Source organism: Nocardia sp. SYP-A9097 (assembly GCF_009649815.1).
Classification (GTDB): Bacteria; Actinomycetota; Actinomycetes; order Mycobacteriales; family Mycobacteriaceae; genus Nocardia.
In genome coordinates this window covers 66,140-86,563 of record NZ_WJIC01000017.1, presented here as the reverse complement: position 1 = coordinate 86,563, position 20,424 = coordinate 66,140, and the positions used below count along the sequence as shown (strand labels likewise).

The 20,424-nt window shown below is 65.3% G+C and carries 17 protein-coding genes; 5 read left to right on the top strand and 12 right to left on the bottom strand.

The window, feature by feature from the left end:
- Positions 1-25: 25 nt before the first annotated feature.
- The 9 genes from GFY24_RS28215 to GFY24_RS28175 all read right to left on the bottom strand — a co-directional run bounded on the left by GFY24_RS28215 (position 26) and on the right by GFY24_RS28175 (position 10,115).
- Positions 26-1,471, bottom strand: coding sequence for an aldehyde dehydrogenase family protein (locus GFY24_RS28215; RefSeq protein WP_153808148.1), 1,446 nt, complete (start codon positions 1,469-1,471; stop codon positions 26-28).
- A 37-nt stretch (positions 1,472-1,508) separates the two neighbouring features.
- On the bottom strand, positions 1,509-2,894 hold the full coding sequence (locus GFY24_RS28210; RefSeq protein ID WP_375336116.1) for an APC family permease: 1,386 nt from the start codon (positions 2,892-2,894) through the stop codon (positions 1,509-1,511).
- 302 nt (positions 2,895-3,196) lie between these two features.
- On the bottom strand, positions 3,197-3,838 hold the full coding sequence (locus tag GFY24_RS28205) for a PolC-type DNA polymerase III (RefSeq protein ID WP_153808146.1): 642 nt from the start codon (positions 3,836-3,838) through the stop codon (positions 3,197-3,199).
- Entirely contained in the window at positions 3,835-5,655 is a 1,821-nt protein-coding gene (locus GFY24_RS28200; protein ID WP_153808145.1) for a putative nucleotidyltransferase substrate binding domain-containing protein, read from the bottom strand. The genes GFY24_RS28205 and GFY24_RS28200 overlap by 4 nt, the downstream gene beginning before the upstream one ends.
- Complete coding sequence (locus GFY24_RS28195) at positions 5,648-6,364, bottom strand: GntR family transcriptional regulator (RefSeq protein WP_153808144.1); 717 nt, start codon at positions 6,362-6,364, stop codon at positions 5,648-5,650. The genes GFY24_RS28200 and GFY24_RS28195 overlap by 8 nt, the downstream gene beginning before the upstream one ends.
- Before the next feature lie 113 nt (positions 6,365-6,477).
- Positions 6,478-6,990, bottom strand: a complete 513-nt coding sequence (locus tag GFY24_RS28190; protein WP_153808143.1) for a hypothetical protein — start codon at positions 6,988-6,990, stop codon at positions 6,478-6,480.
- Complete coding sequence (locus GFY24_RS28185) at positions 6,987-8,609, bottom strand: GMC family oxidoreductase (RefSeq protein WP_309231441.1); 1,623 nt, start codon at positions 8,607-8,609, stop codon at positions 6,987-6,989. Before GFY24_RS28185 ends, GFY24_RS28190 begins: the two co-directional genes overlap by 4 nt.
- Positions 8,610-8,721: 112 nt before the next feature.
- Positions 8,722-9,477, bottom strand: coding sequence for an SDR family NAD(P)-dependent oxidoreductase (locus GFY24_RS28180; protein ID WP_153808142.1), 756 nt, complete (start codon positions 9,475-9,477; stop codon positions 8,722-8,724).
- Between the two features lie 128 nt (positions 9,478-9,605).
- Complete coding sequence (locus GFY24_RS28175) at positions 9,606-10,115, bottom strand: DUF1304 domain-containing protein (protein ID WP_228566724.1); 510 nt, start codon at positions 10,113-10,115, stop codon at positions 9,606-9,608.
- Between the two features lie 222 nt (positions 10,116-10,337).
- Here GFY24_RS28175 and GFY24_RS28170 point away from each other — a divergent pair, with 222 nt between their 5' ends.
- Both GFY24_RS28170 and GFY24_RS28165 read left to right on the top strand, forming a co-directional pair.
- Positions 10,338-11,018: a hypothetical protein gene (locus GFY24_RS28170; RefSeq protein WP_194853047.1), complete on the top strand. Its 681-nt coding sequence runs from the start codon at positions 10,338-10,340 to the stop codon at positions 11,016-11,018.
- Positions 11,019-11,498: 480 nt separating this feature from the next.
- Positions 11,499-12,509 carry a PHB depolymerase family esterase gene (locus GFY24_RS28165; RefSeq protein WP_153808139.1) on the top strand — a complete coding sequence of 337 codons (1,011 nt, stop codon included), beginning with the start codon at positions 11,499-11,501 and terminating at the stop codon, positions 12,507-12,509.
- Between the two features lie 120 nt (positions 12,510-12,629).
- Here the strand turns inward: GFY24_RS28165 and GFY24_RS28160 are convergent, their stop codons facing one another.
- Positions 12,630-13,658, bottom strand: a complete 1,029-nt coding sequence (locus GFY24_RS28160; protein WP_194853046.1) for an AraC family transcriptional regulator — start codon at positions 13,656-13,658, stop codon at positions 12,630-12,632.
- Between the two features lie 549 nt (positions 13,659-14,207).
- On the opposite strand from GFY24_RS28160, the gene GFY24_RS28155 reads away from it, so the two are divergent.
- From GFY24_RS28155 to GFY24_RS28145, 3 genes are all read left to right on the top strand, one after another.
- On the top strand, positions 14,208-15,443 hold the full coding sequence (locus GFY24_RS28155; RefSeq protein WP_153808137.1) for a hypothetical protein: 1,236 nt from the start codon (positions 14,208-14,210) through the stop codon (positions 15,441-15,443).
- A 345-nt stretch (positions 15,444-15,788) separates the two neighbouring features.
- On the top strand, positions 15,789-16,769 hold the full coding sequence (locus GFY24_RS28150) for an aldo/keto reductase (RefSeq protein ID WP_153808136.1): 981 nt from the start codon (positions 15,789-15,791) through the stop codon (positions 16,767-16,769).
- 501 nt (positions 16,770-17,270) lie between these two features.
- Positions 17,271-18,662 (top strand): FAD-binding oxidoreductase, encoded by a 1,392-nt coding sequence (locus GFY24_RS28145; protein WP_228566723.1) that lies wholly within the window; start codon positions 17,271-17,273, stop codon positions 18,660-18,662.
- Here GFY24_RS28145 and GFY24_RS28140 read toward each other — a convergent pair.
- Entirely contained in the window at positions 18,640-19,509 is an 870-nt protein-coding gene (locus tag GFY24_RS28140) for a sulfurtransferase (RefSeq protein ID WP_153808135.1), read from the bottom strand. The genes GFY24_RS28145 and GFY24_RS28140 overlap by 23 nt on opposite strands.
- A complete protein-coding gene (locus GFY24_RS28135; protein WP_153808134.1) occupies positions 19,509-20,387 on the bottom strand; it encodes a LysR family transcriptional regulator in 879 nt (292 codons plus the stop codon). Before GFY24_RS28135 ends, GFY24_RS28140 begins: the two co-directional genes overlap by 1 nt.
- Between the last annotated feature and the right edge of the window lie 37 nt (positions 20,388-20,424).

The window sequence follows — 20,424 nt, the reverse complement described above, 5'->3', positions numbered from 1 at the left end:
CATCGGACATTTGCGGTCATCAGCTTCATCCGAGATTGACGATGACGTGCTTCTCGCGGGTGAACTCGGCCAGCCCGGAGGTCCCACCCTCCTTGCCGTAACCGGATCCCTTGAACCCGCCCAGCGGTCCCTCCGGACCGACGACCATGTGGTTGTTCACCCAGACCACGCCCGCCTCGAGGGCGTTGACATTGCGCAGCGCACGTCCGATATCGCGAGTCCACACCGAAGCGGCCAGCCCCTGCTCGACCCCATTGGCTTTGTTCAGCGCGTCGGCCTCGTCGGTGAAGGTCTGCACGGTCGCCACCGGGCCGAAGATTTCCTCCTGCACCAGTTCGTCACCTTGGCGCAGCCCGGTGATCAGCGTCGGCTCGAAGAAGTAGCCGGGACTGTCGATGACGTTCCCGCCGGTGAGAACTCGCGCATGCGGCGGGCGGTTGGCGACCAACTGCGCGACCCGGTCCCGCTGCTGTTCGGAGATCAGCGGTCCCAGCACGGTGGACTCGTCGTGCGCGTCGCCCACCTTCGTCGCCACCAGGCTCGCCGCGAGCGCCTCGGTGAACCGATCGTGAATGGACTCCGCGACCAGCAGCCGGGTCGATGCCATGCACTCCTGGCCCGCGTTGAACAGGATGCCGTTGGTGAGAATGGGCAGCGCGGCGTCGAGATCGACATCCTCGTGAACGATGACCGGCGCGTTGCCGCCGAGCTCGAGCACCAGGCGCTTCGGCCCGACACCGGCGGCTGCGGCAATACTGCGGCCGGCGGCCGTGGATCCGGTGAACGACACCAGCGCTACGTGCGGATGACGCACCAGCGCATCGCCGACCACACTCCCCTGACCGTTGACCACATTGAGTACGCCGGCGGGCAAAATCGTCTGTGCCAATTCCGCGAAGCGCGCCGTCGCGAGCGGAGTCAACTCGGCGGGCTTGAGCACCAATGTATTTCCCGCCACCAATGCGGGCGCCACCTTCCACACCGCCTGCCACAACGGGAAGTTCCACGGGGTAATGCCCACCACGACGCCGAGCGGTTCCCGCCGCACGAAACTGGTATTGCCGGGGCTGTATTCAGCGGACGCCATCGACGACAGCGTCCGGCCCGCACCGGCGAAATGTCGCAGCGCGTTCACAATGCCCGGCAGCTCGTCGTCCCGCACCGCGCTGAGCGGTTTGCCGGCGTCGAGGCATTCCAGCTGGGCGAGCTCTTCAAGGTTGAGCTCGACGAGATCCGCCAGTTGCAGCAGCAGGTGCGATCGAGTGCCAGGCGAGAGGGCCGCCCATTCGGGGAACGCCGCGTGTGCCGCGGCGACCGCCTGGTAGGCGTCCTCGAGGGTCGACTCGGTGAATTGCGCTACGACGGCACCGGTCGACGGATCGCGAATTTCACGAGTCGTCTCGCCCGATCCGGGCACCCGCACTCCGCCGATCAGATTGTTGATTTCGCGTAGAGGCGTAGTCACTGTCATGAGCTGGAATTTCCCTTCGACGAGGTGAGGATCGCCCTCACAGTTGTTCCTGGTTGGTATCGATGGACTTGCCCCGCCTGCTCGCGGGGATGGCGCGATAGATCACACCGCCCGAGACGATGACCGCCAGCATTCCCAGGCCGACGTGCACCGGATCGGACTTGATCAGCAACGCGCACAGCACCAGCGACCAGACGATGGAGAGGATGAAGATGATCGGACTCACGCGGCCGTAGTGCCACGGATGCTCCGGCAGCTTGCCGCGAAGTACCGCGTAAGCGCCGACGGTCACGACCACGCCGTAGGACAACCCCCAGGCCAGCGCCGTCATCGCGGTAAGCACGGACAGCAGGGACGACCACAGGGCAAAGACCACCGACAGTGCGAAGATGGTGAGCGTGGCATTGAACGGAATACGCTGTGCGCTCACCTTGCGCAGCCAGGGCGCAGCGGGAATCTGGCCGTCGCGGGCCTGCGCCCACAGCACTCGAATTCCGGTGAGCTGCAACATGACCAGCGCGGCGAAGAGCGCGACGATCGCGACGGCCTCGAAGACGTTCGCGAATGCCGTACCGACGGCGGTATCCAGGATCAGCTTCACGGGTGTGTCACTCGCCATCACGGCGGGAAGGTCCTGAATCGCCAGCACGATCAACGCGATCATGAAAATGCCGATGATGTATGAGGAGACGTTGGCCAGCACCGATGCCAGCGGGGCTTTGAGGGCCGCGCTCTTGGTCTCTTCGGAGGCGTTGCCGGTGGCGTCGAACGAGGAGATCAGGTAGGCGGGCAGGATCATGGCCAGCAGGAACGGCACGAACCAGTGGCCGGAGTTCACCGTCCCGCCGGAGTCATTGAGGAACGACAGCGGCTGGGTCGGATGTTTGACCACCAGCAGCACGCCGATCAGCGCCACCACACACAACACCTCGGCCGCGACCCCGATGTTGTTGAAGATCGCGGCAACCTTGACCCCGGCGAGATTGATGAGCGTGCCGAGCACGATCAATCCGATCGCCCAGGGCATCGCATCGCTCTGCTCGGTGAAGGTCACACCGAACCAACCGGCAATGAACGGGGCGATACTCACCGCGACGGCGGTTACGGCGACGGTATGGGCGATGAGCAACCACCAGCCGGTCTGCCAGGCCAGCCACGGCTTACCGGTGATGCGCCCGGTGATCTGATAAACGCCACCAGCCAGCGGATAAGCCGAAACTAGTTGTGCGACAGCCAATCCCACCGTGAATACCTGCAACCCGCCGCCGATCAGGAACGACCAGAACGAGGCCGGGCCGAAGAATCCGAAACCGACGATGAGGGTGGTGAAGACGCTGGACGCGATCGCGATCGAGGTGAACTGCACCCCGAACGACGAGAACAGGCCCAGCGAGCGGTCGAGCTCCTGCTTGTAGCCGAGCATCTCCAGATACGCCGTATCGGCATCGGCGACGACCGGTTCGAAACTTCCGGTGGACTCCGGCGAAACGTCCGACAGCTCGGGTTGCTCAGGAATTGTTGACATGTACGGCCTCGCTTGCCTGATTGAGCGTGGTCCCTCGGCGCGAAGTGGCCGGGTTACCGATATGTGAGCCGCGAACGGCGGCTGAAGGATGGACAGCGATGTCGATTCCTGAAGGATATCAGTCTACTGTCTTTTGTCGACAATAATACTAACTCCCTGTGTCTGCGATCACAAAGCGTTTCGCCGAAGTTAATTCTCGGTCATCGCAGACCGAGGTGCCGTTCCGCCGCGGTGAGCTCGACCAGCTGCCGCGCGGTCGAGTATCCGAGACCGCGCAACCGCGCCGCGAGGACGATGAACAGTTGCCCGGCAGTCACCGCGTCACCGAGCGCGTGATGCCGGTCGGTGACCGGAACCCCCAGCGAATCACACAACCACTCCAGACCGGGCTCGCCGTGATGGCCGGCGGGACCCAATCCGGCGGCACGCGCCATGGCCGCGGTATCGATGACCGGGGCCGCGAACGCGCGCCCATTGCGCCGGAAAGCCCTTGTCAGCAAGGCGGATTCGAACCATGCCGAGTGCGCCACCAGCACTGCACCCGACAGCAGCCGATCCAGGCGGTCCACGGCGTCACCTTCGGGGGGCGCGGCCAGCAGATCACACGGCCGCAACGTATGGACGGCAATGGACGGACCCGCCAACGCGGTGCTGGGCCGAACGAGACCGTATTCGCCCTGCGACGACAGCACCACGCCCGCGCGAATGGGGACGGCACCGTAGGAGACGATGCTGTCCGCAGTGGGGTCGGGGCCGGTGGTCTCGAGATCGATGACCAGGTACTCCGCCGCGTCGACCGCACAGGCGAGCGGGTCGGCGCGACGACGGAACGAACCGATCATGACAGCCGGGAGACCCATTCGCTGTCGAGGCGGTTCTGCACCTCGGCCACCGATCGGAAGGCCTCGCGCAGGTAGCGGCGGGTCAGCGTATCGAGGTGGCCGGGCGCCACCCACGTCGTCGGGCGAATGCCTTGGCGGATGGCCTCGATCTCATTGCGCAGGATGAGTTCGTAGACATATTCGAACGCGCGGACAAGGGTTTCGCATTCGTCGCCGGTCAGCAGATTGGCATCGGCACCTCGGCGCAGGCGGGTGACCGTCGATCCTCGGTCGTCACCGGTGACGATGGCGATCCACCGCCCCAGCGATGCGATCGGCGTCAGCCCACCGGCTTTCAGATCCAGATGGCCACGATTCGCGCCGGAGTGTTCGACGACGAAGTTGCGCACGAAACCCACCGGTGGCCGGCGCGCGACGGTGTATCGCAGCAGCGCCGCCAGATAGTCGCGGCTGCGCGTGGTGCCGAGCATCGCGTCCGAAACCGCCCGTCCCACAGAAAGATTGGTCAACGGCCTGCTGTCGGCGATCATGGAGGACAACAGCAGCGCGTTCTCCTGGGTGGGGGTCGTGATCCATGAGGTAGCAGTGCTCACCCAGTCAGGCAGCGACTTCGCGAACGCGGGGTTGGTCGCGTTCGCGCCGTCCGCACACCGGGCCAGACCACAGCGCTCCACATTGGTCAGGATGTTGTCGGCCCAGTGATGCAATCGGCCGAAAGGTGAGGGCTGACCGGGCAGGTCTTCCCAGACCAGTCCGGTGTCGATATCCGAGAGCGGCAACGGTTCCCGTCGCGCCACCGACCCCAGCACCAGCCAGGATGTCCCATGCGGCACGAGGTCGTCGCCGATCTCGGTGAGCGCGATGACCTTCTGCAACAGGGCATCTATTACCGCGGAGAGCAGACCCGCCACGTGCATCACCGATACACCGGTGTCGCACAGCTCCACCCAGGTCGGCTTCAGCAGCGCCGCCGCGGCGGCGAGTTCGTCGATGGTGGTCGCGGAGTCGATGGCACGGCGGATCACCAGCGGATTGCGCACCTCGGCGGAGGCCAGGTCCACCACCCGCAGGATTCCGATGGGCCGCTCGCCTTGACCGGCCACCACCAAGTGGTGCAGTCCGGATTCGACCATCGTCAGGAAGGCGTCGGCCACCAGTGTGTCCGCGCCGATAGCGGTCGCCGGGAAGGAGGTGATCTTCTCGACCGGCGTATTCGCATCGAGACCTCCACTCCCCCAAGCGTTTCGGAAGTCGTTGTCGGTGACGATGCCGTATTCGTCACCCCGCCTCAGCAGGGCGCAGGACTGTCCGGCCGCGGAGATGATGTCGGCGGCCTCGGCGATGGTCGCATCGATGGGCAGCCATACGACCGGACGCATCTGCTCCCGCGCCGCCCGCACCGACTGATCGACCAGACCCGAACGCGCCAGGCGCTCGCGGGTGACCAGAGTGCCGTAGTGGCGGAACCGCAGCCGCTCGGGATGCTGCAATCGCGGCCGCGGATCGGGCAGCCGATAGCACAGTGTGTCTTCCGAAGCCCGCACCGAGAGCGGCGGCGCGAGCCCGGACAGCACCGAAATATGGCCGAAGGTTTCCCCGGGGCCGAGCACGTCGATCACCCGGCCACGGTCGAGCACCTCGACCTCGCCGGTACGGACCACATAGAAGTGGTCAAGCGCTGCGGCACCGGCTTCGACGATCACCGAGCCCGCGGTGAAGTACTGGACATCCACCAGCCGGGCGAGCGTCTGAAGGTCGTGCGCCTCTAGGTTGTCGTACGGCGACTGACTGCCCAGAAAGTCGCTGTACTCACGCATCCGGCGTACCGGTCCGCCCAGCTTCGGGTATCACACCGTGCACATGACGATCGATCTCCCGGGTGATGGCGGCCAAGTCCCCGGAGTCGATGATCGTCATCAGCCGTTCATGCTCGGCGACAACATCATGCAGATCAGCGAAGGACCGGTGATCCACCGACAGGAACATTTGCAACTGCGCTTCCCAGCCATGCCAGAGATTGAGCAGCAGTCCATTTCCCGACAACTCATAAAACACCCGGTGAAACCGCATATGCGCGCGCACGCTCTCGCTGAGGTCACCCCTGTCGGCGGCGCGGGCCATATCCTGTAGTGCGCGCAAAGCCTTCGATCGGCCCGGTCCCTGGAGTTTCGGCAGCGCCAATTCGATCGCGTACGGCTCGAGCCGCCGCCGAATGTCGGCCATCTCCTCGACCTCACGGGGGCTCACCTGCGCGACGAAGGCGCCGCGATAGGCGACCTTTTCCACCAGGCCCTCATCGGCGAGGATGCTGAAAGCCTCACGCAACGGCGCCCGGCTGACGCCCAGATCCGCTGCCAGATGGGCCTCTCGGAGCTGGCTACCCGGCGCGAGCTTGCCGTCGAGAATCGCGCTGCGCAGCACGTCCGCGACCGCGCCGGGGGTGGTTCGCTGCGCGATTTTGCCGAATGTGACCTCGTCGTCGGCGGCTGAGCCTGCCCGCTGCGGACGGTTCGGGGCGACAGTCATCTGCTGTCCTTTCTGACGCCGGCCTTCGGCGGCGTGCCCTCCATGGCTGATCACACACCGCTATCTGTCGAAGGTTCTGTTGTCGACAATAGAGCAAAAAACCGTGCTCGGTACTAACCGCCATCCGTCGCGACATAGAAATGGCCGCGTTCCAGCACCGGGTCGAGAATCCCGGACTCCAACTCGTCGGCCGCGTCTTCCAGGCCCGCCGGATCCCGGTGCTGCCCGGGGTAACCGATCAGCGCCTTTACCTCCGGTGTCATGAAATACGCGCCGGCCACGACATTCGACACCGGAGTGAAAGCATCGATGTCCTGCGCCCAGAGCTTTTTCAACGCCGCGCGTAAGTCCTCGTCCGGCACCCCGGCGAGCTCATCGATGACCCGGATAATGGTTTCGAAGGCGTCCGCCCGCGCGGCCAAAGCCAGTTCCAGGTATCGGTCGTAATCCTTCGCTTCGCTGGCAACCGGATTCGGACCGGCGGCGGGGATCAGACAATCGGCGATGCGTAGCAGTCCCTGCCACTGCAGGTGATCCAGCGGCCGCGGTGGGAGCAGGCGGCGCGGTGGTACCGACGGCCGCGGCGTTTTCGACCGCAGCGACTCGAGCGGCGAATTATGTGTCATCGTGCGGCCTTTCCGTTGAGGTCCTCGACGAGTTGTTTGCCCACTCGCAGCGCGAGGGCCGTGATCGTGCAGGTGGGGTTCGCCGAACCGGAGGTGACGAAGATGCTGCCGTCGGCAATGTAGAGGTTGTCGACGTCGTGGGCGCGGCCGTAGGAATCGACGACCGACGTCGCCGGATCGTCGCCCATGCGGGCGGTGCCGAGCAGATGGCCCGGTTGGTCGATCCACAACTCCTTGGTGAAGATCCGCCGGGCACCGGCCGCCTCGTGCAGTTCCACCATTCGATCGACGGTGAATTTCAGGATCTTGCGGGTGTTCTCGCTGACCCGGTACTCGATCTTCGGTGCGGGCAACCCGTCGCTGTCGACCTGATCTGCCGACAGGGTCACCCGATTGTGTTCTTCGGGAAGGTCTTCCACGTTCGCCGCCCACAGGATGCCACTGTTCGCGGCACGGGCGACATCGTGAATCGCCGGCCCCCAGAGCTCGTCGAAGTCCAGCGCACTGTGTTCGAGGATGGCGTTGAGCGGCCCGGGTGTCGGCAGGGCATGCAGCTTGGCCCCGCGGACGAAGTCGCGCGCGGGATCGGTGTCGTAGAACTGCATCGAATGCAGCAGCTGGCCGGCCGGGCCCCGCCAGCTCTCCAGGTTCTCGTCGTAGAACCCGATCGCGCTGCAATTAGGGTGCAGCATCAGGTTGCGGCCCACCTGCCCGGAGGAGTTGGCCAGACCGTCGGGATGCGATTCGTCGGCCGAGAGCAGCAGCAGTCTGGGTGTACCGATTCCGTTGGCGCACACCACCACTGCCCGCGCGGGCTGGAAATGGATCGTTCCGGAGCGATCGATCCACTCCGCGCCGGTGGCCTGCCCAGATCCGTCGGTGCGCACCCGGCGCACGCGCGCGCCGGTCTGCACTTTCGCACCGGCCTGCTGCGCCTGCGGCATGTAGATCAAATCGAAGGACGCCTTGGCGCCCTGCGGACAGCCCCATTCGCAGACGCCCATTCGTGCGCACTGCGCGAGGGTCTTATTTTTCTGACTGGGAATGGCGTTCGTGCCGGGCCACCAGTGCCAGCCGAGTTTGTTGGCGGCCGCGGCGGCCGTCATGCCCGGCTTGCCCAGCGGGTGCGGCGGCAGGGGGTACTCCAGCCCCGACGGATAGGCGGTATCGCCATCCAGGCCGGAAACGCCGATGAACCGGTCGACCTCATCGTGATACGGCTTCAGGTCGTCGTAATCGATGGGCCAGTTGTCGGCGACGCCATCGAGGGTCTTGACCCGGAAATCCGACGGGAGCAGACGCGGCCACTCCGCACCGTAGAAGATGGATCCGCCGCCGACCCCGTTGAACATCACCGGCCACATATCCGAATCGGTCACGTCGACCGGGTAGTCGGCGGGCAGGGCGCGCACGTTCGGGTCGTGCGCCCAGTCGTGCTGGATGAGCAGTTCCCACTCGGGATGGTTGGCCGGAAATTCGCTGGGATTGACCCAGTCGCCCTGTTCCAGGCACAGCACCGAGAGTCCGGCAACCGCGGCGGTGTGCGTGACAACCGCCCCGGACGGACCCGCACCGATCACAAGCACGTCAACGGGTTCATGCTGGACGACATCAGCCACGGGCTCAGGCTCGAGAGTAGTCACGTCGACCCCTTTCGTCGATTGTCGACAGGTTCACAATACGTGCGGTCGCCGATTTCGCCGCCCGAACCGGGCGACGCGGCGAATCCGATCAGGCTCCGGCGAGAACGCCGCCGTCGACGACGAACGCCGTTCCGGTGATGGCGGTCGAGTGGTCCGAGAGCAGGAACGCGACGGAGTGCGCGATTTCCAGCGGCAGGATCGCACGACCGATCGGCTGGAAGTCGGCCAGCCCGGATTCCAGGGCTTCGCGCCCGCCGAGTGCGGTGTAGTGCGGCACGTTCAGTGGAGTGTCCACGAAACCGGGGCACAGCGTATTCGCCCGGATCCCCTGCGCGCCGAAGTCCAGCGCGATCGCCTTGGTCAGCGTCAGCACCGCTCCCTTGCTGGCGGTGTAGGTGGTCAGCAGCTTCTCCGCGCCGATCGAGTTGATCGATCCGAAGTTCACGATCGACCCGCCACCGGCCTTCAGCAGCTCCGGGATGGCGTACTTGGAACCCAGGAAGACACCCTTGACGTTCACGTCGAAGGTCAGCTGGTAGTCCTCGACGGTGGCATCCAGGATCGTGCCCGGAATCAGGATGCCCGCGTTGTTCACGATCCCGTCGAGTCGGCCGAACCGCTCCACGGTGAACTCGATCAACGCTTTGATCTGTTCCTCGCTGGTCACATCGACCACACGACCGACCAGCCGGTCGCTACCGACATCGAGCTTGGCCAATCCAGATTCGGAATGCACGGTAGCCACCACGCGCGCACCCTCCTCGTGGAGGTGCAGGGCGGTGTCCAAACCGATTCCGCCGCCGGCACCGGTGATGATGACAACCTTCTCATCGAGCAAACCCATTGACGCCCATCTCCTTCAGGACCGAGTGCACTCATGCACATTGGTTATTGTCGACAATCGACTGACCCAGTGTGCCTGCCCGGGTCCGCGAAATCAAGCGGCAGCGCCTCCCACTTCCGGGCTGAGGATCACCGTCCGGCAAGCACCAAGACCAGAGCCAGCACAGCCGGTGCGGTCTGGATCAACACAATTCGCCGGGAGACCGTCACGCCGCCATAGCAGCCGGCGATCGCGACGCAGAGCAGAAAGAAAATGAGCGCCGCGGAACTGGTCGGTCTCGACGCGACCAAACCCCAGACCAAACCTGCTGCGAGAAAACCGTTGTAGAGGCCCTGATTGGCAGCCATGGCCTTCGTCTGCTCGGCGAGTTCGGCGCTCACACCGAAGATTCGGCGGACCCGTGGCGTGGTCCAGAGGAACATTTCGAGCACCAGGATATAGCCGTGCAGAGCGGCGATCAGGCCGGCGAGAATTTGTGCGGATAGATACATGAGGCGACATCCTGGCAGATCATCGCCGGTTCTACGGGCAGCGACGAGCCATTTACCCGCTCCAATTTTCGTTCTCCTCGGCGGTTGATCGAGGTCGGCGCCCGTGGGGGGTGGCTGTTCGGACGGAGTTGTGGGCGTTGCGGCCATTCGGGTTTGCGTGCCCGGCACGCGGTCGGTCGCGGTGGTTATCTACAACTCGGCTGCACGTCATGTGAATGGCGTTCCGATTCATCGAAGACGACGACTCGAGGGCCCCTCGTCGCCCGTTCGCGCGACTCCAATCGGTATGCAGGCCAAGCGCTTCGGACCAGCGGCTCAGCTCTTCGACTCGTCACCTGAATGGGAGTACAAATCATGCGTCATGTTCGAATGTCACTTGCGTCGGCTCTGACCGGCGCTGCCGTGCTGGCGACACTGGTGACCGGGACCGGCGCCGCCAACGCGGCTCCGGACACACAAATCGACTGGAACACCCACGTCGAGGGCGGCACGGTCGTCGCCCAGGTTACTTCGGGGGGCTTCCGGCGTGCGGGCGACGCGATCGAACTCACCAACTCGGCCGGAACGGTCGTGCTGCGGGTGCCGCTCACGTTCAAACTGGCCGGACGGTCGATCCCGTTCAGCGCGGATATCAGCGGTAGCACGCTGCGTTTGACCGCTGATCAAGCCCAGTCGGCAGCGCTCGACCTCGCCCCGGTTTCACCGGTGCCCGCCAATGAGCCGGTGGCCGCGAAGGCGACCGCGATCGCCGCGCCGGTCGGCACGCAGGCCGCCGAACCCACGCAGCACGATATTCCGGGAGCCATTTCGCTGGGCACCGCGATCGGTGCGGCCGTGGGTGGTGCGATCGGCTTCGCCGCGGGCTGCGCACTCGGTGCGCTCGGGACCGGTGCCGCCACCGGTGTGCCGACCGCCGGTATCTTGGCCATCCCCGGTGCGATCATCGGCTGCATCACGCTCGGAATAACTTTCATCCAAGCCGGAACCGTCGCGGGTGCGGCGGTCGGTGCGGGGGTCGGTGCCGTGGTCGGCGCCATTTTGCCCGCATGATTCGCTGATCCCACGGCTACCGCCGAATACGCGAGCCAGCAAGCTGGCACACTTGCCAGGCCCGCACCACGCGGGCCTGGCAAGACCGTATTGAGAGCAGCGCCTCAGGGAATTCGAGATCGCCTGGGACCCAACGCCTTCCGCGAAACTCCTCGGCGACAATCTGATCGTCGCCACCGGCGACAGGATCGATTTCCGGCGAACCCTCGAAGCGACCCCGGCAGCCACGGAGCCTACTCCGGAACCCGCCCTACCCTCACAACCACGAGGGCGATCACCTGTGATCGCTGCGGACGGGACGAGCGACGGGGTATGAGTATCCCCAACAAGTGACCTGAGAGCGTCTACAGCGCAACGCGTTCTGCGAGTCTCCCTCTCATGTTCACGAATAACGTTGTCAAAGAGGGTGTTCCGGCTTCCGGACGCTCTCGAAGAATCCCGCGCGGACTACGGGCTGTTGCCGGAATAGCGGTGCCGGTGATGTGCATCGCCGCTTTCGTCACCGCCGCCGGTTCCGTGGTGCACGCCGACGAGCCAGTGCCCGCCCCTCCGTCGTCTTCCGCCCCTCCGTCGTCTTCCGCCCCTCCGTCGTCTTCCACCCCTCCGTCGTCTTCCGCTCCCCCGTTGTCTTCCGCCCCTCCGTCGTCGTCCGCCCCTTCATTGCCTTCCGCCTCTTCGCCGTCTTCCGCGGGTTGTAGCCGACCGGCGCCCGCGAAAGGGGAAACCACCGTGAGTTTCCGGGGCAGCCAGAAGTCGGGTAAGTACACGCAAAATGTTCCGGCCAACACGGCGAATCAGCCGTTGCCGGTCGTCATTGCCCTGCACGGCTTCCTGGAGAACAGGGCCATCTCCGATTTGGGCAGCGGTTTGGGCGATTACGGTTACCAGAAAGGCTTCGTCACGATCACCCCGCAGCTTGATCGGCTGGGGTTGTCGCAATGGGACGTCGGCCAGGGCTCGGCGGACATGACCTGGGTGTCCGAGGTGCTCACGCACGTGGAATCCACCCTCTGTGTCGACCAACGGCGAGTCTATGTGACCGGGCTTTCGATGGGCGCGTTCGCCACCAGTTCCATCGGCTGCCAGTTCGCCGATCGTGTCGCGGCCATCGCTCCGGTAGCGGGACTTCGGGACTTCGACTGGTGCCATCCGTCACGGCCGATACCGGTGATCGCGTTCCACGGCACCAGCGACCCGATCGTTTCGTATACCAATCCGCCGGTAACCGATATCGCGGCAGCCTGGGCCCGCCGCGACGGATGCACCGGTGGGCCGACAAGGACGACGATCGCCTCCGATGTCGTCCTGGACAAGTATTCGTGCCCGACCGGGGTCGACGTTCAGCTGTACTCGATCATCGGCGGCGGTCATATCTGGCCCGGCAGCACCTCACCGCTCTACCCGGAGTTCATCGTCGGCAAAAATACGAAGTCAATCCGTGCCACGACCCTGATCTGGGACTTCTTCGCCGCTCATCCGATGAGCACCTGACCGATCCACTCGGTTCGCGGATACGCGACTGAGCCTGCCCCGCCCGAGCTCTCTCGGGCGGGCTTCGCTTTGTGCTCACCCGGCTTGCGCATTTGGGCCCGCGGTCTTGGCTACAGCGGCTCAGTTCCGATCATTTCGTACCGAGAGCGGTGAGCGGCCGGTCCAGCGGATGTAGGCCCGCCGGAATTCACGCCCGTCGCTGAAACCCATTTCGCGGGCGATCGCGTCGATGGTCAGCGTCGACTCGCGCAGCAGGAGGGTCGCGCATCGTGCGCGGACCCGATCGCGAACTGTACTGAATCCCTCACCCGCAGAGGATAATTGGCGTCGCAACGTCCGTTCGCTGAGATTCAGGCGCCGGGCCACGGCGGTCACAGTCAAGGGTGTGCGAGCGTGGCCTTCCAGCAGAGCCTCGACCGCGAGCACGATGTCCTTTTCGACATTGTGCGAGCTGATCAATTGACGGCAGGCGGCCGCGGCGACGGTACGGGTCGGTTCGTGGTGGTGTGGCAGCCGGTGGGCCAACAGGGCAGCCGACACGCGCATGCGAGTGGCTCCCGCGCCGAATACGACCGGGCAGCGGAAGAATCGTGCGTACTCGTCAGCGTAAGCTGGTGCCGGATAAGATAATTCGACCGACGATGGCGATCGACCGGCGCCGAGCATGGTTCGCAGGAATGTCACCGCGGTGCACAGCGCCTCCTCGAAAAGGAAGATCTCCAGCGCCGTATCGGTTTCCCGCTGGCGCAGGTTCAGCACGACCTCGCCATCGAGTATCTCGAAGTCGACGTCGACCAAGCTGCCCGACGCCAAATGCAATTCGGAACCGAGCGCGAGGGCGTCGCCGAGTGTCGCGCAGGAACTCAACGCGACACCGAGCAGCCCCATCGATATCAGGATGTCGCGCTGACCCAGCCGTATGCCCCAGGGGCCGGGAGGAAGTGCGCGCAGGGCGCGACGCAGCACGGTGGCGGCTTGGTCGTAAGAAACCGGCGCATTGCCGGAATCAAGCAGTCGCTCGGCATCCAATCCGGTTTCGGCGAACCAGGATCCGGCCGACAGGCCGAGATGCAGGCCGATTTCCACCACCCCGGACAGCACGATCGGGGGAATGACCGCGTCCGTGAGTGCTTGCGGTTGCGGCGCCACGTCACACCTCCTGATAGACACACCCGGCGTGGCGATCACCCGCTGTGAATTCGATTGCCGTGCAGGGATTCTGGCAAATCCCAGCACCCGCCATGTGACGGCGGGCACCGGGTGGGCGATTGCCACGCCGGATGCTCTTTCAGCTTGCCAGCGGGGACTTTTGCGGCCAAGCGGCATACCTGACCCGAAAGTCGCATACTTCCGCTACATCTCGACGTCGATGGTGTGGTCGCGCAACATCGACTTCTCGTCGCGGGCTACACCCTCGCCTGAGAGACCGAGGGTTGACGTAGTGATGGAGCCGACAATTCGTACTGTTGACCAGGTGCTTCCGGCGCTGTTGAGTAACGCTTCAGGAGCACGACGACCGGATGGGCCCCAATGATTGTCAAGGAGTGGACCGGATCCGAGGTCCAAGCGCTGCGAAAGGTCGCGCTCCGCGAAACGCAGGAGGAATTCGCCGCGTCGACGGGTTTCTCTGTGCACACGGTCCGGAAATGGGAGAAGACGACCTTCGCTCAACCTTTGCGAGGCCGAGCAGCGGAAGCGATGGATACGTTGCTCGCCCGCCTCGACGATCGGCAACGGGAGCGGTTCCACGCTGCGGTGCGCCGCCCGCCGATGGAAGCGATCGGTCCGGCTCGCGAGTGGCACGACGCCCTGAACCCATCAGCCGCCCGAGGCTCATACCCGTTTGTGGGTACCAGCACCACCTACGATGCCGGGCTCGCGGCCGACGCCGAGAAGTCCATGGAATTCGCCGAATGGGCCGGCGATACCCAAACGGGCCGGTTGGCGGTCGACGCCTTGGCCTACGAGTTGGCCAGGATCGCACAGAGTTACGTCCACGGTCCGCCACAGCCGGTGCTGTCCGAGCTGGCGGTTCTTCGAGGCGAAATACGTCGAGCGCTACAGGCCGGGCCATCTCCGCAACGAGCCACCGAATTGCTGTTTCTGGGTTCGCTGGCGATCGAACTTCTCGCCCAGGCCACCGGCGTTCTCGGCACCACGATCGTCGCCATGCAGCACGCCGTCGCGGCCGAATCGCTGGCAGAGCAGGTTGGCTACCAGGACTTGCGAGCGTGGGTCATCGGTACCAAGGCGCTGATCGCCGAATGGAGCGGAAACCTCCCGGCGGCACTGGCTTTCGCGCGACAGGCCGCGGCGTTCGCCCCTACCGGGCATCAGCGGCTCCGGCTGGCGGCGATCGAAGCGCGATGCGCGGCTCGGCTCGGACAGCACCGGGACGCCCGCGCCGCGATCACGCGGATTCTCCATGGCATCGAGGGCGGATCCACCGGCGCGGACGCCGTCGCGCAATTCGGTGGGGCACTGCACTTTCGGCCGGCGAAGATGGCGTGCTACATCGGTACGACATACCGAATCCTCGGCGACAATCGAAATGCCGAACTGTGGGCGCTGGAAGCCGTGCACGGGTATTCCACCGGCCCGGCCGAGGAACGTTCGTACGGCCACGAAGCGGTCGCCCGCGCCGACGTGGCGATCGTCCGCATCGAACGGGGCGCGATCGACAGCGCCGACGAGGTCCTGGAACCGGTATTCGCCATGCCCGATTGCCAACGCGTGCACCGTGTTATGGAAAGCATGCGCGCTGTCCAGAAGTCGTTGCACACCACCGGCGGTACATCCGGTGCGGCCGCCGCGGCCCTCGGTGCGCGCATAGACGGTTTCACCGCCACCGATCTATCGAGACCGGAACAGACGTTGCCCTGCTGGACATCCGGTGGCGGTCTCAGCCTCAGAGTGGGCGACACCGGTCAGTAGCGGAAGTGATTGCCCCACAGCGGAGTCGGTCACGAACAGCGCCGCTCTTCGCTCGGATACGCAGAGTTCGAGGTTCACCCGGGCAATCACAACCGTAAGCTCGGGTAACGAAGTAGAGTTGATTCCGCTCGGCCTGTCCGACCGCAGGTCCTGGAACTCCCAAACCGCGAGGACCATAGCCGGCTCATTCTTAGCCCGGCCCTTCGATACGCCCGCATATTGCTGCCGCTACCCGGCACGAAGACGCCTCGATACCTCGCCGCCAGACCACCGCCGCCGACCTGCGGTCGAACCCAGCGGACCGCGCCGAACTCGCCGCACGCCACAACCGAAGAGGAGTTGGCCATGCAACACACACGCTTGGGAACATCGGGATTGAAGATCAGCCGAATCGCACTGGGCTGCATGAGCTTCGGCGACCCCGCCCAGCGCATGTCCTGGGTGCTCGACGACGCCGCCGCCGAGCCGATCTTCCGCCAGGCCGTCGAACTCGGAGTGACATTCTGGGACACCGCGAACATCTACGGCTTGGGCACCTCGGAAGAGATCGTCGGCCGGGCGTTGCGGAAGTACACCAAGCGCGAGGACGTCGTGCTGGCCACCAAATTGTTCATGCCGATGCATGAGGGCCCGGGCGGCTCAGGTCTGTCTCGCAAAGCAGTCTTGGAGCAGATCGATGCCTCGCTGCGCCGCCTGGGCACCGACTACGTCGACCTGTACCAGATCCATCGCTTCGACCCGGACACCCCGGTGGAGGAGACGATGGAGGCACTGCACGACGTGGTCAAGGCAGGCAAGGTCCGCTACCTAGGCGCATCCTCGATGTGGGCGTGGCGCTTCGCAAAGATGCAACACGCCGCCGAGACGAACGGCTGGACCCGGTTCGTGTCCATGCAGGACCAGTACAGCCTCACCCAGCGAGAAGAGGAACGCGAGATGTTCGGGCTGCTTGCCGACCAGGGTGTGGGGTCGATCCCATGGAGCCCACTGGCCGGGGGGAGAATCGCCCGGCCCTGGGGCGAGGTCTCGACCCCCCGCGGCGAGACCAACACGGGCAAGGACCCGTGGGGCCGCCCGACATTCCTGGACACCGACCGAGCCATCGTCGAAGCCGTCGCGAAGATCGCCGAGGCCCGCGGCGTATCGATGGCCCAAATCGGCATGGCATGGGTCCTGAAGAACCCGATCGTCTCCGCCCCGATCGTCGGCGCGACCAAACCCCATCATCTCGCCGACGCCGTCGCAGCCCTCGATATCGAGCTGACCGACAAGGAGATCGATTCCCTCGAACAGCCCTACGTTCCTCGAATGCCCACCTTCTTCTGACCCGTACACAACAATCTGAATCGCCCCTGGGCGCTCACCAAGGTAGTGGGTGCGCCTCGACGCACAACCCGGTGAGCGGCCGCCGAGATGGTCGCCGGAGGTTCTGCTCGGTGACCAACCGTTCCACACACCGAATTCAGCGCAAATGTACGACTTTCAGGTCAGTGCGAGCGCTTGGCCGCACTCGTCCGGGCGGCCAAGCTTGAAGCGCACCCGGCGCGGCAGTCACCGACCGCGATACCCGTCATCACCGGACGAGTACGGTGACTTCGCCAGATCTCTTACACGGCAATCGAATCCGCCGTTCTGGAGCCGCGCCGGGTGCCCTCATCGGAGCGCCCGCCGCGTATGCAATTGACATCGGCCATTACGAGTTCCCGGCCCGATCGCAATCGCCACCGATCGCGGCGTCAGCCGCTGCCCCACCTGATGAGCTCGCGGCAGATTCCGGGGTCTGCTACAGCCATTGACCACGCATAGGAGATTCCGATCGGTTCGGCAATGCAATTCGGGGTTGTGCTCGGCGATGATGAACGGGTGATGAGCCTTTCGACCGCCGGGGTAGCGGCGTTTTCCGGTGCCGTGCTGTTCGGTTCGGAGATTCCCGGCGAGTACCGGATCGATCGGTCCGGGTATGAACCATCCGGCGCACCAGAGGTCGTCGTGCGCGCGGTGGACGTCGATGACGTGCGACGGGCGGTGACTCTGGCTGCCGAACAAGGTCTTTCGGTGGTGGTGCGTGGAGCCGGAACCGGATTGGCCGGTGGCGCGTCGGCCGGGGCGGGGACGCTGGTGCTCGACGTCAGTGGGCTGCGCCGGATTCTGGAGATTTCGACCGTCGACGAGTGGGCGGCCGTCGAAGCGGGCGTGAGCGGGGCGACGCTGGACGCGGCGGCCGGACTGCACGGTCTGCGCTATACGCCCGATCCGGCCAGCATCGCCATCTCGACGATCGGCGGCAATATCGCCACCAATGCCGGTGGCCTGCGCTGCGTCAAGTACGGGGTGACCGGTGACGCGGTACTCGGGCTCGGCGTCGTGCTTGCGGACGGCAGCCTCGTGCACACCGGCCGCCGAACGGCGAAAGGTGTTGCGGGGCTTGATCTGACCAGGCTGTTCACCGGCTCGGAGGGAACGCTGGGGGTGATCGTGGAGGCCGTGGTCCGATTGCAGCCGGTACCGGTGCAGACGCTCACCGTGGCGGCCTATTTCGATGATGTCGAGCAGGCGGCCGCCGCCACCGCGGCGGTACTGGCCGCGCGCGTACGTCCTGCGATGCTGGAACTACTGGACGAGGCCTCGTTACGGGAAGCGCAGGATCTGCTCGGCGTGCGCACGCGGTCCGCCGGTGCGTTCGTGGTGGCGCAGGCCGACGGATTCGGCGCCCGGGCGGAGGCCGACATCATCTCGGATGTGTTCCGGCAGTACACCTCTCGCATTCAGGTGGGCGATGATGCCGAGGCTGCCGCAGAACTGCTGGCGATCCGCCGCGCGGCCTTACCCGCGCTCGAACGGCACGGGCGGGCCTTGATCGAGGACATCGCGGTGCCGCGGTCCCGAATCGCCGAGGCGGTGCGCCGGATCACCGAGGTCGCCACCCGCCACCACAGTCGTATCTACACCTTCGGACATGCCGGGGACGGCAATCTGCACCCGATCATCGTGGTGCCCGGCGACGATGCGGGCGCCGCTGCGCGTGCCACCGCGGCCGCCGATGAAATATTCGCCACCGCACTGGAATTGGGCGGCACCATCACCGGTGAACATGGTGTGGGAGTGCTCAAGCGGCAATGGCTCGAGCGCGAACAGGGACCGGATGCCCTGCGAGTGCAGCGGCAGATTCGCCGTGCGCTGGACCCGCAGGGGCTGTTCAATCCGGGAAAGGCGTACTGATTCCGGTCGCGATCGGCCGCCCGGTCTCCGAACTCCACTGCGACCAGGAACCCGGGAACAGCGCCGCATCGATGCCGAGGACCCGCAGCGCGGCGATATCCACCGCCGCGGTGACTCCGGAGCCACAGTACGCGCCCACCCGGTCGGCGTCGCGGACCTGCTTGAACAGCGCTTCCAATTCGGCTGCCGGACGGAAGAATCCGTGTTCGTCCAGGACCGCGCCGCTGGGCACATTCCGGGCGCCGGGCACATGCCCCGGCACCGCATCGACCGGTTCGACCTCGCCGCGGAATCGCTCCGGTGCCCGCGCATCGATCAGTGCGCCGGCGTCGGCCAGCACCGCCGCTTCGTCGGCGTCCACCGTCGCCAACGCACCGACATACAGATCCTCGTGCTCGATATGCACATCACCGAGCGGTGGATGGACGGCGCCCGCGGCCACCTCACGCCCGGCCGCCACCCAGGCACCGAGGCCACCATCGAGAATGCGGATATCGGCGATTCCGGCTGCCCGCAGCACCCACCACGCACGCGCTGATCCGGCTCGATTCCAGTTGTCGTACACGATGATCGGAACACCGTCCCGCACTCCCCAGCGCCGGGCCGTCGCCTGCAGCGCCGATCCCGACGGCAGCGGATGACGTCCCCGGCCCAACACCGAGTGGTCGGACAGTTCGGTCTCCAGGTCAACGTACACCGCTCCGGGAATGTGGCTCTCGGCGTACGCATCTCGCCCATCCGGGCGATCCAGCTGCCACCGCACATCGAGTACGACGATCGGTTCGATCGCGGTGATCAAGTCAGCCAGTTCATCGACGGTGATGAGAGTTTCTGCACGGGAAGGCATTATGCGACACCTCGTAGTCGTCGGCCGGTCATGGAACGGTAGTGCGCGGTAATCGCATCGATGGCAGTGCGCTCGATATCGTGAGCGAGCCCTCGCCGCGCGACCAATCGCACATCGATCGACCCCATCGCGGGCAGCGCGGACACCTCGGTCACTCCTTCGGGGACGGCGGTATGGAACGGCAGCAGGGCGATTCCCAGTCCGGCTTTGGCCGCGGCCAATACGCCATCGAGATTGCCGGATTCCGCGGTCACCGACACCTGGTAGCCGAGTTCGGTGAGTCGCTGTACCGCACGCTGGCGCAGTCCGCACGGCTCTTCGAAGGCCACCAGGGAGATGGGTTCGGGGAGGCGCGGCAGCTGCCAGCGCGGCCCGGCCACCCAGCGCAGCCCGAGTTCGCCGACCTCGCTCCCGACGGGATCGCCATTGCCGCCCAGCACAACCGCGAAATCGAGGGCGCCCTTGAGCACCGAATCGGTGAGTGCGGTCGACCGGTCGATCCGGAAATGCAGATACGTCTGGGGATACGCCTCACGCAGTACTGCGAGCAGTTCCGGCAGGAGCCCGTCGGCGGAGTGCTCGGTGGAGCCGACACTGATGCGCTGATGCTCGGCCGGCATGAATCGGGCCAGCATTTCATCGTGCACCGATAGCAGTGCGCGGGCCTCTACCAGCAGGCGTTGCCCGTCTGCGGTGAAATGTGAACCGCGCCCGTCCTTTTCCAGCAGGGGCAGCTTCAGCCGCCGTTCCAGCAGGCGAATGTGCTGGCTGACCGAAGGCTGGCTGAGGTGCAGGGCATCGGCGGCCCGGCGAAAACCACCGGTATCGGCGATGGTCACCAGCGTGCGCAGATGTGTCAGATCCAGCGGGTCCGCCATGTTGCATTCCACCTTGTGTAGGTACGACAAGTCGAAT

Bases quoted from the DNA above. Each gene is read 5' to 3' on its own strand.
- GFY24_RS28215 (WP_153808148.1), bottom strand. From the start codon at position 1,471: ATGACAGTGACTACGCCTCTACGCGAAATCAACAATCTGATCGGCGGA.
- GFY24_RS28210 (WP_375336116.1), bottom strand. From the start codon at position 2,894: ATGCTCGGCTACAAGCAGGAGCTCGACCGCTCGCTGGGCCTGTTCTCG.
- GFY24_RS28205 (WP_153808146.1), bottom strand. From the start codon at position 3,838: ATGATCGGTTCGTTCCGTCGTCGCGCCGACCCGCTCGCCTGTGCGGTC.
- GFY24_RS28200 (WP_153808145.1), bottom strand. From the start codon at position 5,655: ATGCGTGAGTACAGCGACTTTCTGGGCAGTCAGTCGCCGTACGACAAC.
- GFY24_RS28195 (WP_153808144.1), bottom strand. From the start codon at position 6,364: ATGACTGTCGCCCCGAACCGTCCGCAGCGGGCAGGCTCAGCCGCCGAC.
- GFY24_RS28190 (WP_153808143.1), bottom strand. From the start codon at position 6,990: ATGACACATAATTCGCCGCTCGAGTCGCTGCGGTCGAAAACGCCGCGG.
- GFY24_RS28180 (WP_153808142.1), bottom strand. From the start codon at position 9,477: ATGGGTTTGCTCGATGAGAAGGTTGTCATCATCACCGGTGCCGGCGGC.
- GFY24_RS28175 (WP_228566724.1), bottom strand. From the start codon at position 10,115: ATGGCCGCAACGCCCACAACTCCGTCCGAACAGCCACCCCCCACGGGC.
- GFY24_RS28170 (WP_194853047.1), top strand. From the start codon at position 10,338: ATGTCACTTGCGTCGGCTCTGACCGGCGCTGCCGTGCTGGCGACACTG.
- GFY24_RS28165 (WP_153808139.1), top strand. From the start codon at position 11,499: ATGTGCATCGCCGCTTTCGTCACCGCCGCCGGTTCCGTGGTGCACGCC.
- GFY24_RS28155 (WP_153808137.1), top strand. From the start codon at position 14,208: ATGGATACGTTGCTCGCCCGCCTCGACGATCGGCAACGGGAGCGGTTC.
- GFY24_RS28150 (WP_153808136.1), top strand. From the start codon at position 15,789: ATGCAACACACACGCTTGGGAACATCGGGATTGAAGATCAGCCGAATC.
- GFY24_RS28145 (WP_228566723.1), top strand. From the start codon at position 17,271: ATGCAATTCGGGGTTGTGCTCGGCGATGATGAACGGGTGATGAGCCTT.
- GFY24_RS28140 (WP_153808135.1), bottom strand. From the start codon at position 19,509: ATGCCTTCCCGTGCAGAAACTCTCATCACCGTCGATGAACTGGCTGAC.
- GFY24_RS28135 (WP_153808134.1), bottom strand. From the start codon at position 20,387: ATGGCGGACCCGCTGGATCTGACACATCTGCGCACGCTGGTGACCATC.